The organism is Clostridium sp. AT4, assembly GCF_001517625.2.
Lineage (GTDB): Bacteria > Bacillota > Clostridia > Lachnospirales > Lachnospiraceae > Enterocloster.
Map to the genome: position 1 here is coordinate 2,074,579 of NZ_LN999828.1, position 15,456 is coordinate 2,090,034.

The 15,456-nt window shown below is 49.7% G+C and carries 14 protein-coding genes and 1 riboswitch; of the genes, 4 read left to right on the top strand and 10 right to left on the bottom strand.

Annotated features, from left to right (window positions below):
- Positions 1 to 51: 51 nt before the first annotated feature.
- Entirely contained in the window at positions 52 to 1,548 is a 1,497-nt protein-coding gene (thrC, locus tag BN3656_RS16070) for a threonine synthase (RefSeq protein ID WP_066550416.1), read from the bottom strand.
- A 259-nt stretch (positions 1,549 to 1,807) separates the two neighbouring features.
- Here thrC and sfsA point away from each other — a divergent pair, with 259 nt between their 5' ends.
- From sfsA to BN3656_RS16085, 3 genes are read left to right on the top strand one after another with little or no spacing between them, the layout of a single operon-like run.
- Positions 1,808 to 2,575 (top strand): DNA/RNA nuclease SfsA, encoded by a 768-nt coding sequence (gene sfsA / locus BN3656_RS16075; RefSeq protein WP_066550991.1) that lies wholly within the window; start codon positions 1,808 to 1,810, stop codon positions 2,573 to 2,575.
- A gap of 49 nt (positions 2,576 to 2,624) precedes the next feature.
- A complete protein-coding gene (locus tag BN3656_RS16080) occupies positions 2,625 to 2,858 on the top strand; it encodes a FeoA family protein (RefSeq protein ID WP_066550418.1) in 234 nt (77 codons plus the stop codon).
- Positions 2,859 to 2,877: 19 nt separating this feature from the next.
- The gene (locus BN3656_RS16085) at positions 2,878 to 4,191 is read left to right on the top strand and encodes an MATE family efflux transporter (RefSeq protein ID WP_066550421.1); all 1,314 of its coding nucleotides are present in this window, start codon (positions 2,878 to 2,880) and stop codon (positions 4,189 to 4,191) included.
- On the opposite strand, the gene BN3656_RS16090 is transcribed toward BN3656_RS16085, so the two are convergent.
- Both BN3656_RS16090 and BN3656_RS16095 read right to left on the bottom strand, forming a co-directional pair.
- Positions 4,144 to 6,135, bottom strand: a complete 1,992-nt coding sequence (locus BN3656_RS16090) for a helicase-related protein (RefSeq protein ID WP_066550424.1) — start codon at positions 6,133 to 6,135, stop codon at positions 4,144 to 4,146. The two genes, BN3656_RS16085 and BN3656_RS16090, sit on opposite strands and share 48 nt — an antisense overlap.
- A 23-nt stretch (positions 6,136 to 6,158) precedes the next feature.
- Positions 6,159 to 6,554: a DUF6483 family protein gene (locus BN3656_RS16095; protein ID WP_066550426.1), complete on the bottom strand. Its 396-nt coding sequence runs from the start codon at positions 6,552 to 6,554 to the stop codon at positions 6,159 to 6,161.
- Positions 6,555 to 6,810: 256 nt separating this feature from the next.
- Here BN3656_RS16095 and BN3656_RS16100 point away from each other — a divergent pair, with 256 nt between their 5' ends.
- Positions 6,811 to 7,842 (top strand): DUF3810 domain-containing protein, encoded by a 1,032-nt coding sequence (locus BN3656_RS16100; RefSeq protein ID WP_066550993.1) that lies wholly within the window; start codon positions 6,811 to 6,813, stop codon positions 7,840 to 7,842.
- Here the strand turns inward: BN3656_RS16100 and BN3656_RS16105 are convergent.
- The 7 genes from BN3656_RS16105 to BN3656_RS16135 all read right to left on the bottom strand — a co-directional run bounded on the left by BN3656_RS16105 (position 7,814) and on the right by BN3656_RS16135 (position 15,436).
- Positions 7,814 to 9,025 (bottom strand): cation:proton antiporter, encoded by a 1,212-nt coding sequence (locus BN3656_RS16105; RefSeq protein ID WP_066550433.1) that lies wholly within the window; start codon positions 9,023 to 9,025, stop codon positions 7,814 to 7,816. The genes BN3656_RS16100 and BN3656_RS16105 overlap by 29 nt on opposite strands.
- 37 nt (positions 9,026 to 9,062) lie before the next feature.
- Positions 9,063 to 10,274: an aminotransferase class I/II-fold pyridoxal phosphate-dependent enzyme gene (locus tag BN3656_RS16110; protein WP_066550435.1), complete on the bottom strand. Its 1,212-nt coding sequence runs from the start codon at positions 10,272 to 10,274 to the stop codon at positions 9,063 to 9,065.
- Complete coding sequence (locus BN3656_RS16115; RefSeq protein ID WP_066550440.1) at positions 10,271 to 11,137, bottom strand: TatD family hydrolase; 867 nt, start codon at positions 11,135 to 11,137, stop codon at positions 10,271 to 10,273. Before BN3656_RS16115 ends, BN3656_RS16110 begins: the two co-directional genes overlap by 4 nt.
- Positions 11,134 to 11,868, bottom strand: coding sequence for an ABC transporter ATP-binding protein (locus BN3656_RS16120; RefSeq protein ID WP_066550444.1), 735 nt, complete (start codon positions 11,866 to 11,868; stop codon positions 11,134 to 11,136). Before BN3656_RS16120 ends, BN3656_RS16115 begins: the two co-directional genes overlap by 4 nt.
- Positions 11,869 to 11,937: 69 nt before the next feature.
- Positions 11,938 to 12,957, bottom strand: a complete 1,020-nt coding sequence (locus BN3656_RS16125; RefSeq protein ID WP_081422991.1) for an ABC transporter substrate-binding protein — start codon at positions 12,955 to 12,957, stop codon at positions 11,938 to 11,940.
- Between the two features lie 3 nt (positions 12,958 to 12,960).
- Positions 12,961 to 13,719, bottom strand: a complete 759-nt coding sequence (locus BN3656_RS16130; RefSeq protein WP_066550449.1) for an ABC transporter permease — start codon at positions 13,717 to 13,719, stop codon at positions 12,961 to 12,963.
- A gap of 63 nt (positions 13,720 to 13,782) precedes the next feature.
- Positions 13,783 to 13,886: riboswitch (TPP riboswitch) on the bottom strand.
- Positions 13,883 to 15,436, bottom strand: a complete 1,554-nt coding sequence (locus BN3656_RS16135) for a metallophosphoesterase (protein WP_066550452.1) — start codon at positions 15,434 to 15,436, stop codon at positions 13,883 to 13,885. (Overlaps the previous riboswitch by 4 nt.)
- Positions 15,437 to 15,456: the final 20 nt, after the last annotated feature.

A 15,456-nucleotide genomic window follows, 5' to 3' on the forward strand; every position in this document is an offset into this window, starting at 1 on the left:
TAACAGTTTCGCATTCATTATAAACCATACCATCCAAAAATGGAAGAACTTTTATGAAATCCCAAGGATATTCTTAACGGTTTCCTCCATCTCATCCACAGCGCACTCTCTGTCATGGCGGATGGGCGCAGTACGTATCTCCTCTACCGCTTTTGGAAGCACAAGGCCGGCAGCTGCAGCCAGCTCATCGGCCACATCAAACTCATCCTTTCCCTCTGTGGCCGCTTTACCCTTTACAGCATCCATTACACTGCGTGAGAACTTAAAGGGACTGGCCGTGGACGCAATAACCGTCTTTGTCTGATCGCCTGTTTCCTTTTTATACTGTCCGTATACGGCCGCTGCCACGCCTGTATGTGTGTCGATGAGATAGCCTGTATCCTGGAAAATGGTCCGTATCGCAGCTTCATTTTCCTCCTCTGTGGCAAAACCGCCCTTAAAATCAGCCATAAAGGCCCGCATCTCATCCGTAATGGTATAATGGCCATCCTCTGCCAGCTCCTTCATCAGAGCGGCGTTTGCTTTCGGATCCGGGCCTGTACTTAAATAGATCAGGCGCTCCAGATTGCTGGAGATCAAAATATCCATGGACGGAGAATTGGTAAGAATAAACTCCCTTCTGCGGTCATAAGTGCCTGTGGTGAAGAAATCGTACAGCACCTTATTATCATTAGAGGCACAGATCAGAGTACGGATGGGAAGCCCCATTTTCTTGGCAAAATAGGCTGCGAGAATGTTGCCGAAATTGCCTGTGGGAACCACCACATTGATCTCCTCCCCGGCAGCGATCTCCTCATTTGCCAGAAGCTTTGCATAGGCGTATACATAGTACACAACCTGAGGCACCAGACGGCCAATGTTAATGGAATTGGCGGAGGAAAACTGGAATCCCTTCTCTGCCAGCTCCTTTGCCAGCTCCTTGTTATTGAAAAGATTCTTTACTCCGGTCTGGGCGTCGTCAAAATTGCCGTGGATGGCGACAACTGCCGTGTTCTCCCCCTTCTGGGTGCGCATCTGGCGCTCCTGCACCGGACTTACGCCGCCTTTGGGATAAAATACGATGATACGGGTGCCGGGTACATCCGCAAAGCCTGCCATAGCTGCCTTTCCGGTATCGCCGGAAGTAGCCGTTAAGATCACGATTTCCTTATCTGCATGGTTCTTCTTTGCCGCAGTGGTCATCAGATGAGGCAGAATAGATAATGCCATATCCTTAAACGCAATGGTGCTCCCATGGTAAAGTTCCAGATAATAAGCGCCATCGGCCTTTGCTAACGGAGCGATCTCCTCTGTGTCAAATTTGCTGTCATAGGCTTTCGCAATACAGGACTTCAATTCCTCTTCCGTATAATCTGTGAGGAAAAGCTTCATCACCTCATATGCGGTCTCCTGATAGGTCATTCCGGCCAGCTTTTCAATAGAAACATCCAGCTTCGGAATTTCAGTGGGCATAAACAGGCCGCCGTCGGCAGCCAGACCCTGAAGGACGGCCTGGGATGCTGTGACCCCGGCCTGTCCGCCTCTGGTACTCTGGTAAGATAATGCCATAATCAATTTCCTTTCTTTATGCGATGTATACTTTGAGGGACTGCCAGTCTGAACGCACAGCCCCGGACCCTTATTTGCAGAAAGTTTAGCATATTTTAATGAGAGGTGCAACTGTTAAGGGGCAGGAACGGGAATTTTTCTTGAAATTACTGTTGCAAAAGGAGGTAACGGCTGCAGGAACCACTTGCGTGAACCCAAAATTTGCCTTATTATGATAGCCGAAACGAAAACCGGCTTTTTTCGGAAAAATGAGGTTGACATGAGATATGAACATACAGTGAAGGGACGTTTTCTGGAACGTCCCAATCGCTTTATCGCCTATGTGGATGTAAACGGCCAGCGTGTTATCTGCCATGTAAAAAATACAGGACGCTGCAGAGAACTGCTTACCTCCGGCTGTACCGTGGTGCTGGAATTTCACCCCCACGCCAGGGAAATGGGAAGGAAAACAGAATTTGACCTAATCGCGGTCTATAAGGGAAACCTTCTGATCAATATGGATTCCCAGGCGCCCAACCGGGCTGCCCTGGAATGGATGGAGAACCTCTCCCAAAAGGAGCCAAACGACAACGCGCTCCGGATGCTCCAGCCCTTTGATCCATCCGGGAGCATCTGGCTGCCCCGTAAGATCCGGCGGGAGGTAGTTCACAAAGATTCCCGGTTCGATCTGGCATTTATGCTGGAAAACCAGCAGACCGGAGCCTTAAAACCTGCCTTCATGGAGATAAAGGGCGTAACCCTGGAAGAAAATGGAATCGTCCGCTTTCCCGATGCTCCCACAGAGCGGGGTGTAAAGCACCTTCAGGGCCTGTCCGAAGCTGTTGCCGAAGGCTTTGAGGCCTTTGTGCTCTTTGTCATACAGATGGAAGGAGTAAGGGAATTTCGTCCCAATGATGAAACACACAAAGCCTTTGGAGACGCCCTGCGGGCAGGAGCCAGAGCCGGACTGCATATTCTGGCCTATGACTGTGAGGTAGAGGAAGCTTCCATGAAAATCCGCAGAGAGGTAAAAATCAGTCTCTCTTAAGTCCTGTTATCATATACTATGGTATCAGGGTCAAAAGGATGGATAAAACATGGTATTTCCCTTATGCGATCTGAAAGCCGGAGAAACAGCCCAGGTAGCCTGGATCATATCCGAACCTGCCATGGAGCGCCGTCTGAGCCGCCTGGGCTTTCGCTTCGGAGAGCCGGTAACCTGTATTTTTAAAAGCAAAACGGCAGGCTTGTCGGCATATCGTCTTCATAAACGGGTCGTTGGGATCCGCCAGCGGACCACCCGTGAAATTCTGGTACGGAAAAACACTTAAAACACGAAAGGATTTACATATGAAGGATCTTACAAAAGGCACACCGGCCCGGATCATGATCAGCTTTGCTGTTCCCGTAGCCCTTGGAAATATGTTTCAGCTGTGCTACAGTCTGGCTGACACCCGCGTAGTAGGAAGCGCCCTGGGAGAAACTGCTCTGGCAGCTGTGGGGGCCACCGCCTCCATCAGCACTCTTTTTATCGGCTTTCTGTCCGGCCTTACAAACGGCTTTTCTCTGCTGATCGCCAGAGAATTCGGCGCAGGAAACGAAGAAGGAGTAAAACGCTTTGCCGCAGGCAGCCTGCTCCTTGGAGCTGTGACTGCCCTGGCCCTCACACTGGCCTGTCTCGCAGGCCTCCCATGGATCCTCGGACTTTTAAACGTGCCCCAGGAGCTTCTTATCCAATCAGACAGCTATATCCGCGTCATTCTGTCCGGACTGTTTGTCACCATGCTGTACAATGCCTGCGCCTCTGTCCTGCGGGCTGTAGGCGATACAACAGCCCCTCTGCTGTTTCTGATTTTTGCAGCTGTACTAAATGTGGTTTTAGATCTGGTTTTTATCATGTACTTTGGCTGGGGCATAGAAGGCGCCGCCTTTGCTACGGTTCTGTCCCAGGGGGTGGCGGCCTGCTTAAGCCTGATCTATATGTTCTGCAGATACCGGATCTTCCGCTTCTGCCCGGCTGATTTTAAAATATCCGGAGAACAGGTCAAAAAACTCTACGCCTCCGGCCTCTCTATGGCTGCCATGATGTCCCTTGTATTTTTTGGCACCCTGTCGCTCCAGTGCGCCATCAATACCTTTGGCCAGGATATCATCGTAGCCCATACAGCCGCCCGGAAAATTACGGAATTTTGTATGCTTCCCTTCAGCGTCATGGGCGTAACCATGGCAAATTACTGCGGGCAGAATACGGGAGCCGGCCGCATGGACCGCATCCGGACGGGAATCCGCCAGTCCCTTCTTCTGACCTGGATCTGGGCCGTAGGAATGATCCTTTTAAGCTGGACCATTTCTCCCCGGCTGGCTTCTATGGTTACAGGCTCCCAAAACGAGACGGTTCTCAATACCGCAGCTCTGTATCTGAAGGTCAACACCCTGTTTTATTTTGCTCCAGCTGCTATTTCTATCTTGAGAAACAGCCTTCAGGGCATGGGCGATCATGTGACTCCCATATGCTCCAGCATGATCGAACTGGCTGGAAAAATCATTGCCGCCTTCCTTCTGGCGGATATTTTTAAGTACTGGGGAATCATCGTGGCAGAGCCTGTTGTATGGGTTTTAATGGTTATACCGCTGATCGTGAAAACGAGAGCGCTTCTGCGATGAACGGCCCCGCTCAAAGCAGCGCTCACAGATGGAAAATGGATGATCCCAGGAAAGCTCTCTGCCGCAGATGGAACATTTCCGGGTATAGCTGCCGCATTCTGTGCGCAGGATACGGCTGATCTCCTCCTCTGTGCTCCGCCTTTCATGGAACAGGTTTTCTTCCTGGACAGGAAGTCCTGTCTTCCGTGAAAACTGAAAATAAAGATCCAGCATTTTATAATAGCTTTCCATATCGTAAAGATCCGTTCCCGGACTGTAGGGAAATTCCAGTTCATCCACTTCTCTGTATTCCCGGCAGTAATCCTTCCACAGATCCATCACCAGACGGTTATCAATGTCTACCGAGCAGGTAATAAGCTTATAGATCTCCTGTTTGGTAAATTCTTCCAGATGATCTCCGTGGATCCGCTCAAAGCTCATGTAGAGAGATAACAGCTCATCCACCTCCATTTTTTCATAAATGGCAGGCGCCTCCATACCGGCCCAGATCTTTACCAAAGTGTCAATCTCTGCAGGCAGGTTCAAAAGCTGCTCAGGAAAACCCACATAGGCTTTCATAATGGGAAGAGGGCGGGCGGATAAGCCGTCCTCAATGGTTTCTATATCGTCAATGGCCGTCACAAAGCCCTCGTCATAGAGGCCAAAGCGGCCCGCCCGTCCTGCGATCTGACGGATTTCCTCCGGCAGAAGACTGCGTCTGGCCGTGCCGTCAAATTTTCTTGTTTCCACAAACACGATCCGGCGGATGGGAAGATTTAATCCCATCCCAATGGCGTCTGTGCTTACCACCACCTCCGTCTCACGCTCCAGAAAACGGCGCACCTGCTCCCTCCGGGTAGCAGGCGGCAGGCTTCCGTAGATCACACTGCAGCGCACCCCCTGATTTTCCAGATGGGCGGCCAGAGCCAGAACGGACTTCTTTGAAAATACGATCAGAGCGTCTCCCTTTTTCAGATCCCGCTTCAGGGAGTAGGGCTTCTTCTCAAGGGTAAGGCGCGTACTTCTTTTGTGGCGCACGATCTGAAAGGAATCCCCGCAGCGCTTGATCATCTGCACCATGATATCTTCTGCCTCAGGAGCCATGCACAGGTGGATCTCCTCCGCACGCAGCCCCAGCACAGCACGGGTCCAGTTATGGCCCCGGTAAGGATCTGCTGCCATCTGACATTCATCTACCACGGCTACGTCAAAGTATTCGTGATCATTTAACATTTCCACCGTACAGGCCTGACAGACCGCTCCGGGAACCTCCAGCGTCTCCTCTCCGGTAATCATGGAGCAGGGTACATGTTCACTGTTTAAACGGTCGTAAACCTCCAGCGCCAAAAGGCGAAGGGGGCCGAAATAGGCTCCGTGCTCTGCCTGTTTTAACCGCTCCAGTGCGTCATGTGTTTTTCCGCTGTTAGTAGGGCCGATATGAAGGATAAAACGGCGCTTCATGGCCCGTGTCTCCGGGTATTCATCCTCCGGACGGCGCTTGACCGACTCCCTGATCCCCTTTTTAATGGTTTTGGGGATATAGAAAAGCTGATAAGCCCGTTCCAGTGAATTCGTTAGAAGATATCTGCGGATCCCCTGCATTTTTAATACGTGCTCCAGCTCCTCCTGCGTAAGTTCCGGCAGAAATTCCAGATCCTTTTTTGCCAGATGCTCACAGAATTTCTCCATACACCGGCAATTCTCCTCCCACCGGGTAAGCTGAGGACCGGGCTTTATGCGTCCCTCTTTATGCATCAGGAACGCACAGACTTTTGCCAGCATGGCGTGTATATCGCTTAATTCGTTTGGTTTTATAATTTTTTCCAGACACGCATCATTTAACCGGGACAGACGATTTCGCAGCTCTGCCCCTGTCATGGCCCGGCAGCGTCTGTTGGACGGACCAAAAAACAGTTCCTTATAGCAGTCGGCCAGACAGACGGCGCATTCATTTCTTATTTCCATTAACCGCTCTCTTTCAGACATGCTTATACCATAGTAGTGTCTACGAAATTCTCAAAACCGGAGATGCCAAACTGAGCGCTGACACTGTTAATCCCTTCTGCAATTTCCTCTCTGGAAAAATTGGCGGTATAAAGAGCATCATCATCCAGCTGGTTTAAATACATATAAAATGCCAGAGCCATTTCCAAATACGCCCTGTCACTGGTATCCAGACATTCATACAGCTCATTCTCAGCCCCGTTAATGTCTCCTGCATCTGCAAGATCCTTTAAACGGCGGTAAGCCCGATCCACGGGCGTGTAAGCCGCCTCTGAGAGAGGAAGGTCATAATCAATTTCATTTTTCCCCAGTGCCAGTCCGGCAATGGCCCGAACAAGGTCGGTAATCGTACGCATTACATAATCATCCTGATATGCCATAGTTGTTCACTCCTGATTGTTTGCTGCCCATTCCAGTCCCAGAGAGCAGACCTTTGGGGACTTATTTTCTACTAAGTATAGGGGATACCGCCAGCTGAGTCAAGATGCTTCATTCCCCCTTTGCCTTTCCCTCCCCTTGACTCCCATTTTCCCAGCAATTATAATGGAAAAAATACGAAAGAGAACAAATGTGTATATGAAACTAAATGATAGGAATACAACCCCATTTTCCTTTATAAAAAAAACGGACAAAAAAATGACATCAAGTCTCATTCTGGCCCTTTTATCCGTTCTACTCTTGGGCTGTGCCAGAACATTTCCTGTATTTGCCCAGTGGTACTCCGTAACCATTTATGCCGGTCTTAAAAATACCATCGCGCGGTTTTCCGCTCTTTTTCCATTTTCGTTGTCTGAGGCAGGACTTTACCTTCTTCTGGCTTTCTGCCTGTATTGGATATTTTGCAGCTTAAAACGCCCTCTCCTGCTTTTTAAAAATGCCTTTTTTCTTGCCTCGCTTTTATTTTTTATCTATACAATAAACTGCGGAATCAATTATTACAGAAAGCCCTTTTCCGAAGAGGCCGGATTTTCTGAAGAATTAAAAAAAGGCAGTACGGCTGCGGAGCTTTATTCACTCTGCGAATATCTGGTAAAGCAGGTAAATGAAACTGTGCCATGGGAAAACTCTCCCAAACGCAATGCTTCCTTTTTCCGTTCTATGGGGGAATTGGGACAGGATGCTATGGCAAATTTAGGGGATAATTTTCCCCAGCTTGGGGGCTGGTATCCTTATCCCAAGCCATTACTGAATCCCCGGCTTCTATCTGTACAACAGCTTACAGGAATCTACTCTCCCTTTACCATTGAAGCAAATTACAACAGCGAGATGCCATTTTACAATATTCCCCATACGATCTGCCATGAACTTTCTCATCTAAAAGGGTATATGAGAGAAGATGAGGCAAATTTTATCGGATATCTGGCCTGTATCGGATCCGATGCAGAGGCGTTTCAATACAGCGGATATCTGACCGGATGGGTTTATGCGGGAAATGCCCTGGCAAACGCGGATTTTGAGGGCTACTGCCGCCTGTATGAACAATTAGATCCTCAAGCAATAGAGGACTTAGGAGAAAACAACCGGTTCTGGGACCAGTTTGAAGGAACGGTGGCAGAGGTATCCACGAAAGTAAATGACACCTATTTAAAAGCCCACAGCCAGACCGACGGGGTCAAAAGCTATGGGCGGATGGTGGATCTTATGCTGGTATACTACCGTTCTTTTTGAGAAACTTCTTATAGGTAAGATCCATTCCCAATGCTCCCAGAGGAGCTGTGATAACAATCGCCAGAACTGCTACGGACAGCACCAGTGCTCCGCAGGGAAGCCCCAGGGCCAGGGGCACGGAACCGATGGCAGCCTGAACCGTGGCCTTAGGCAGATAAGCGATGATGCAGAACAGGCGCTCCTTCAAATTCAAAGCGGTTCCGAACAGGCAGAACATGGTGCCCAGAGAACGGAACACAAGGGCTGCAGCAATCATGGCCAGTGCCGGAAGTCCGGCTTCAAGCGTATAGCGGATATCTACAGCGGCTCCAACCAGAACAAAAAGAATAACCTCTGCCGCGATCCACAGTTTTCCAAATTTTTCCGAAAGACGGGATGCTACATCTGGAATGCTCCTTATTTTCAGCACGCAAGCTGTACTTACTACAGCCAGAAGACCGGATATGGATACGATTTCCTTCAGCCATGTTTCCACTGCCATCAGCAGAAAGGATACTCCCAGAAGAATAATAACCTTTGTGCTGTTTCTCACATAACGGCCGCAGACATAGGCTTTTTCAAAAAACAGGCTTAAGGCGTACCCGGTTCCCACACCCAAAGCAACCCCAAGGATAATCGAAACAGGCACATTCAGCAGATCCGTTCCATGAACCGCTCCGCCCTGGGCCATGGTGACAAAGGTGGAGAAAAGAACAATGACGAAAATATCATCACAGGATGCTCCTGCCATGATCATCTGAGGGATGCTTTTATCTGTACCGTACCTCTCCTCCATGAGCTGAACCATCCTTGGGATTACCACCGCAGGCGAAACAGCGCTCAGTACAGCGCCCATGACAGCGGCTTCTACCCTTGTAACTCCCAAAATATGGGGTGCAAAAATAAGAAATCCCAAAATCTCAAAGCTGGCGGGAACGCAGGCCATCATAACGGCCGGACGGCCCACCCGTTTTAAATCTGCCAAATTAAGCGACAATCCGGCCTTTAGCAAAATAATGATCAGAGCCATCTGGCGCAGGTCTGCCGATACAGCCAATATGGAAGGATCCAGCAGATTCAGCGCATAAGGCCCCAAAAGGATGCCCGTTAAGAGCATACCGATGATGCGGGGCAGCTTAAGCCGCTGACACACAGCCGCCATAGCCAGCCCCAGCAGAAAAATAAATGACAGGGATGTAAGCATGTTGGTTTCTCCTTAATAAATATGTACCGTCCCGGACTTACCCCTGAAATACATACCTTCTCAGCCGTTCAAAGGCCTCCTTTACACGGCTTAAGGGAAGGGCCAGGTTCATGCGGATGCTCCAGGGACCGAAAAACATCTTTCCGTCCTGCCATGCCACGCCCACATCCCAGCCGGCTTTTTCCACTTCCTCTAGTGTCTTTCCATGTTTCCTGCACCATTCCTCCACATCAATAAACAGCATATAGGTGCCTTCCGGGCGTGAAACCTTTACTCCTTCAAAATGAGTTTCGATATAATCTGCCGCATAATCAATATTTCCCGTAATGGTCGCGCACAGCTCGTCCACCCACTCATATCCCTCCGGCCTGTAAGCACCGATCAGGGCGTGCATGGACAGCACATTCATCTCATTGTAGTGGGACAGGGAGGACTCCTTCTCTACCCGGTCGCGGATCCAGTCATTGTAAATAATATGGTAGCTTCCGACCAGGCCTGCCAGATTAAAAGTCTTGCTGGGCGCATAGAGAGCCACGGTCCGCTGGCGGGCATCCTCGCTGACGCTCTGTGTGGGGATATGCTTATGGCCCAGAGTGATGATATCCGACCAGATTTCATCTGATACAACAAATACATTGTGCCTCTTAAAAATCTCCATAGCACGTTCGATCTCATCCCGTGTCCACACCCGTCCGACCGGATTATAGGGGGAACAGAAAACAGCTGCATGGATCTTATATTCCACAATCTTTTTCTCCATGTCCTCATAATCCATGCGCCATACATTTTCCTCATCCAGATACAGGGGAGAGTGGACAGCGCGGTATCCGTTATTGGCAAGAGATTTGGTAAAGCCGATATAGGTAGGAGAATTTAAAAGCACATGATCCCCTTTGGAGCAAAATACATTTAAGGCGCTGAGAAGGCCGCCCAGAACACCGTTTTCATATCCAATATGCTTCTTTTCCAGATCCCTTACCCCGTTTCTCCTTTCCTGCCACCGGATAATTGCATTAAAATAATCATCGGACGGAGAAAAGTATCCAAACGCCGGATGTCCGATGCGTTCAGCCATAGCCTCCTGGACTGTAGGTACAGTAGGAAAATTCATATCCGCTACCCACATGGGGATGATATCAAAGCCTTCTTTTGGAGGATCCGGTGCGAACCCCGGCATTGTGCCAAGTCCGTCAACTGCAATGGCATCTTTTCCATGACGTTCCATAATGCTTGTAAAATCGTACTTCATCTGTTCTCCTCCTTTTGTCCGGTATTGTCTCCCCATACAAATCTGCGGAAATTCCGCTTAATTGCTTTTGCAAGCACATTCATCTCCACTCCCCGGAGCCGGGATACTTCCCGTAAGGTCTGCTCCAGAGAACTGCGGACTGTAAGTTCAGGCAGAGCTGTATGGAACTGTGACTCCATTATACCATGCTTTTCTCCTTCCTCCCAGGCCCATTTCACAGCCCCAAGACCATCTGTTTCTATGAGAAGCCGATCCTCAGGCACCTGTCTGGCTGCCTCCTGAACCGCCGGATTCCACACCACATCCGGCCCGATAGAGACATAGCAGTCCTGATCCAGATACTCCTCCAAATGCTGTCCGCAGGAATACCAGTGAGCCAGATAACGGTTAGGATATCTTCGCAGGATTCCGGCAATCTCAGCCTCCTGCTCTTTGGTGTGAAGAACTACCGGTTTGCGTTTTTTCACAGCAAAATCCAGCTGGCATTCAAACGCTTCTTTCTGTACGTTAAGAGGTACGTCACACCATAACGAGTCCAGACCGATTTCCCCCATGACCGGCCATTCTTCCATAAAGGGAAACATTTCCTCTGCCCGATACTTATCGCTGTTCCACGGATGAAGCCCTGCGGCGGGAATGATGACCGGATGCACCTCAAAACGATTGAACAGCCGTTTTAATTGCTCCGCCTCTTTTGGGCTTCCCGCACATATCACAGAAGGGATTCCATCCCGGATGCGTTCCCGGATTTCCTCCTCTGTCCCTATATGAGCGTGGGCATCGATCAGGCCATCCCCTTCTTCCCAAAACCTGCCTGCCTCTGCCACATATTGTTCTGCTGTGCTGTTTTCTCCTATTTTCACGTTCTGTCTCCCATAATCTCTCTGTAAATCCTGCGGCGCAGTTCCCCCTGACTGTAAAGCCAGTCCCGGCTCCGGTTCTTTTCTGCAATCTCTATCTCGCTTCCGATCCTGCCTCTGCCGGGATCTAAGATCAGGATCCGATCGGATAGATAGATGGCCTCGTCCATATCGTGAGTCACCAGAAGAACGGTGCGGTTTAATCTGGCTCGGACTCCCAGAAGCCAGTCCTGCATCTCTCCTCTGGTGATCACATCCAGCGCCCCAAATGGTTCGTCCAGAAGCAGGATATCCGCACGGCACAAAAGGGTTCTTAAAAATGCAGCTCTCTGGCGCATTCCCCCGGACAGGGCAGAGGGGTATTCATTTTCATAGCCTTCCAGACCAAAGGCTCCCATCTGTGACAGGGCTTCTTTTTTTACCTGCTCCTGCCCTCCATGGATCCTGCCGTAAAGACACACATTTTCCAAAATGGTTTTCCATGGAAATAAAAGGTCGTTCTGGGGCATATACGCAAAATGCTCCGTAATCCCCCGGATTTCCTGTCCATCTGTCAGGATATGGCCTTTTTCAGGAGCGATCACCCCGGTAAGAAGCTTTAAAAGGGTAGATTTGCCGCAGCCGGAGGGCCCTAAAAGGCTTACAAACTCTCCTTCCCGGATGGAAAATTCCAGACTGTCAAATATTTTTTTGTTTTCATAGCTGAATGTAAGACCGGAAATCTCTAATTTCATTGTATCTGCAGGGAAATGCTCCTGCCCCTCCTTTTTATGATCTGTCCTGTTTTATCATCCGCCGCATTTTTATTGGGGAAGAAATTCATTGGTATAACACTGATCTGCCGGGATATCCTCTTCAATTACGCCATATTCCACCAGAAAATCCGTGTAATTATCCCATACAGAATCCTTCATTTCGCCCCAACGTTTTGTATCCTCCATGTATTTGCCTGCCAGATATTCCTGTGACATGGTAAGCATTTCCAGAGAATAATCTGGTGCATATTTATGAAGGATCTCTGCGCTTTCCTTCGGATGTTCGATTGCATACCGATACCCCTTTGCAGTAGCCTCCAGGAATTTCTTCGTCATTTCCGGCTTATTTTTCAGCGTATCCTCACTGGCGATAATAACAGGGGTATAGTAATCCAGACGCTCGTCCAGCTGACGCAGCTCCATATAGTTGATAGGAAAATCATTCAGCCGGCATTTTATATTGTCCCATCCCTCAAAAAACCACATAACGTCAACCTTATCCTTCAGCGCCTCAAAGCCGGAGCCGTCTGAAATCACCATATTCAGCTTTGAAAAATTCCCTCCGTCCTTTGCCATCACTGCCTTTAACACGGCCTCCTCTCCCGGACCGCCCCAGCCTGCATAGGTTTTTCCCTCAAAATCCTTCGGAGAATGGATATCCTTATCCCCATAGGTCACAAAGCCTGAGGTATTGTGCTGGATCAAAGCTGCAACCGCTTTAACCGGAAGAGGATCGGCCGAGGTTCGGGCTATGGTCACATCCTCCTGATAGCTGATGCCGAAATCTCCCTTTCCCACGGCAATCAGCGTAGCTGTGGCTCCCTCTGTAGGCTCCACGATACTCACATCCATTCCGGCCTCTTTGTAATACCCCTGATCCAGAGCCACATACATTCCTGTGTGGTTGGTATTGGCAACATAATCCAGAATTACCGTAACATTCTCGGGGCTCTCTCCTTCTGCCGCCTTCTCAGAAGCAGTGTCTGCACAGCCGGACAATCCTGCTGCAACTGCTGCAGCCAAAATCCCTACCGCTATCTTTCTCACAAATATTCCATAGTTTCCCATCTCTTATTTCCTCCTCTTTCTTTCATAGGGAAGGCAGATCCGCCCAAGCAGGCGCACAGCCCCATTCACGCACAGGCTGAGACCAATGATCACAGCCACACAGGCAAAAACCTTGTCCAGCATATATCCGTTTTTTACCCGCAGCAGGTAATATCCAAGTCCCTGCTGGGAACCGATCCACTCTCCTACCACAGCCCCGCTGATACTGTAAGTTGCAGCCACCTTAAGACCGGACAGCAGCGCAGGAAGGGCAGCAGGAATTTTTACCAGACGGTACGCTCCCCATTTTCCCGCACCATAGGAACGTACCAGGTGAACGTATTCCTCATCCACACGGGACAGGCCGTCTGAAAAGCTCACCGCCACAGGAAAAAAGCACATCAAAACCACGGTAAGAATCTTCGGGCCGGGACCAAAGCCCATGTAGATAATCAAAATCGGGGCAAGTACGATCATGGGTACGGTCTGAGTAACGACCAAAAGAGGGTATATGCCTCTTTGCACTGCCGGAAACCGGTCCATAAGGATTCCCAGGGCCAGTGCCAAAATCAGAGAGATCAGAATACCGGCCAGTGCCTCCAATACCGTCACGGCCCCATGGGAAACCAGAACCGGCCATTCTTCTCCCAAAGCAGCAGCTATGGCTGTAGGTGCGGGAAGAATATAGAGAGGGATATGAAACAGCCTTACCGCCAGCTCCCACAGGAGTAAAATCACCAGAATATAACCTGCCGGAGCCATCCGGCTGCTTACCTGCTTCATGTTCAATCTTATCCTCCTTATATGTTAAAAGGCCTCCATCCCGCAGGACAGAGGCCAAAAGCATTCATATACTCTGTATTTCCCTACGTTGGCATTATCCAAATCAGGTTATGGGTCGAAATTACAATTTCCTCTCAGCCTGTATACAGGCTCCCCTGTTGTCTTATTCCTCTGCCGCGGCATTTACCTCCGGCAGCAGCATGTAATTGTTGTCGCGGTCCGAGTCGTCGATCATGGCGTCCAGCTCCTTTAACAGATAACTGTCCGGCATATTTCTCTCCCACCAGCGGTAGCCCTTGGAACTTCTTATACCCTTTGCATCGATGCGGCGTCCGGCATAATAATCAATATAAACGGAAGCATACACCTCTGCCATGGAGTGCTCCACGTCATTTCCCAGATTCTTTACAACACCCCGGATCTGGTCAATGATCAGCTTCTGGATATAGAGCTCCGACCAACCCTCAAAATCCAGAAGATCCGGATTCTGGCTTCCGGTACGCGCCGCCCAGGCCGATACATCCACTGCCTTTGTACTGTATTCCATACTGCCGTCCCGCTTCCATTCCAGAAGTGCATACTGACAGGGCGGTATGCTGAGTGCGTCCGTGACAATCTCCATGATTCCGTATGAATCATCTGCCGCTCCCGGTTCTGCCTTATGCTTGCGGATCCGCTGAACATGAAGGTGGCCGCTTAAGTACAGCGGCAGTTCATACTTCTGGAACAGCTCGATCACATCGCCATTGTTGTTCATGGCACACTGGGTCGTGTACATCCGGCTCTGAGCCAGAAGATTGTGGTGGCCGATGGGAAGAACGTTTATCCCATCTTTCTTTGCCTTTTTAAGCTGTTCATCTGCCCACTGGAAGGTTTCCACCTTAAGCTGCCCTTCTACCATATTCTTAGGCTCATACTGGCAGGTATCCAGCATCAGGAGACGATTTCTCTCATCCAGCTGATAGACATAGCTCAAAGAAGCATCATCCCGGCTGATAGCCTGGTCGTAGCCGTACATATGGTAAATATTGTAAAATTCTTCCGGCGTCACCGGATCTGTCTCTGCCTTTTCCTCACCGAAATACACGGCTGCATGGGGATTGTTGATATCATGGTTTCCGGGAACAATAAGTACCGGAATCCCGGCGTCCCGTACCCGCATAAGCCCTCTGGCCAGCTCCTCATGGTTTATCTTTTCCCCATTCATGGTGATATCGCCGCTTAAAACCAGAGCCGAGGGATGTTCCTCTATGACCTGATCCATAAATGCTTCTAAAAGCTCCGGCAGATATTCCACCACCTTGCCGTCTCCCCGCTCCACAAAAAGCTGAAAGGCGGCTCCGCCGTCATCTGCCTGGGCGCTCTGATAGTGAAGATCGGTCGCAAGGATCAGCCTGGGCGGCTCATAGGGAACCTCCTCCGGAACAGAAGGAAAAATCTGGGGAAGCTCCTGCTTCCATCCATAGTATCCTTCTTCCCTCTCTATGGGAACATCGCTTTCCTCTTCCTCCGGACCCGTCTCTGCTATGTCCTCTTTCGTTTCCTCTTCCTCTGCAAAATCGGTTTCCGGTTCTGTATGGTCTGTGCTTTCCTCAGCCACAGTCCCTGAGGGTGCATTGTTTTCTGTCATTTCCTTTAAAAGGTGCAGTACCCCGAGGCATACCATGATAACCATGGCACACATCAGGGCACTTATGATCCAGGTTTTCTGTTTCATCCGTTATATCCTGCTTTCCA

Excerpts from the sequence above, each read along its gene's own strand:
- thrC (WP_066550416.1), bottom strand. The coding sequence starts at position 1,548 with ATGGCATTATCTTACCAGAGTACCAGAGGCGGACAGGCCGGGGTCACA.
- sfsA (WP_066550991.1), top strand. The coding sequence starts at position 1,808 with ATGAGATATGAACATACAGTGAAGGGACGTTTTCTGGAACGTCCCAAT.
- BN3656_RS16080 (WP_066550418.1), top strand. The coding sequence starts at position 2,625 with ATGGTATTTCCCTTATGCGATCTGAAAGCCGGAGAAACAGCCCAGGTA.
- BN3656_RS16085 (WP_066550421.1), top strand. The coding sequence starts at position 2,878 with ATGAAGGATCTTACAAAAGGCACACCGGCCCGGATCATGATCAGCTTT.
- BN3656_RS16090 (WP_066550424.1), bottom strand. The coding sequence starts at position 6,135 with ATGGAAATAAGAAATGAATGCGCCGTCTGTCTGGCCGACTGCTATAAG.
- BN3656_RS16095 (WP_066550426.1), bottom strand. The coding sequence starts at position 6,554 with ATGGCATATCAGGATGATTATGTAATGCGTACGATTACCGACCTTGTT.
- BN3656_RS16100 (WP_066550993.1), top strand. The coding sequence starts at position 6,811 with ATGACATCAAGTCTCATTCTGGCCCTTTTATCCGTTCTACTCTTGGGC.
- BN3656_RS16105 (WP_066550433.1), bottom strand. The coding sequence starts at position 9,025 with ATGCTTACATCCCTGTCATTTATTTTTCTGCTGGGGCTGGCTATGGCG.
- BN3656_RS16110 (WP_066550435.1), bottom strand. The coding sequence starts at position 10,274 with ATGAAGTACGATTTTACAAGCATTATGGAACGTCATGGAAAAGATGCC.
- BN3656_RS16120 (WP_066550444.1), bottom strand. The coding sequence starts at position 11,868 with ATGAAATTAGAGATTTCCGGTCTTACATTCAGCTATGAAAACAAAAAA.
- BN3656_RS16125 (WP_081422991.1), bottom strand. The coding sequence starts at position 12,957 with ATGGGAAACTATGGAATATTTGTGAGAAAGATAGCGGTAGGGATTTTG.
- BN3656_RS16130 (WP_066550449.1), bottom strand. The coding sequence starts at position 13,719 with ATGAAGCAGGTAAGCAGCCGGATGGCTCCGGCAGGTTATATTCTGGTG.
- BN3656_RS16135 (WP_066550452.1), bottom strand. The coding sequence starts at position 15,436 with ATGAAACAGAAAACCTGGATCATAAGTGCCCTGATGTGTGCCATGGTT.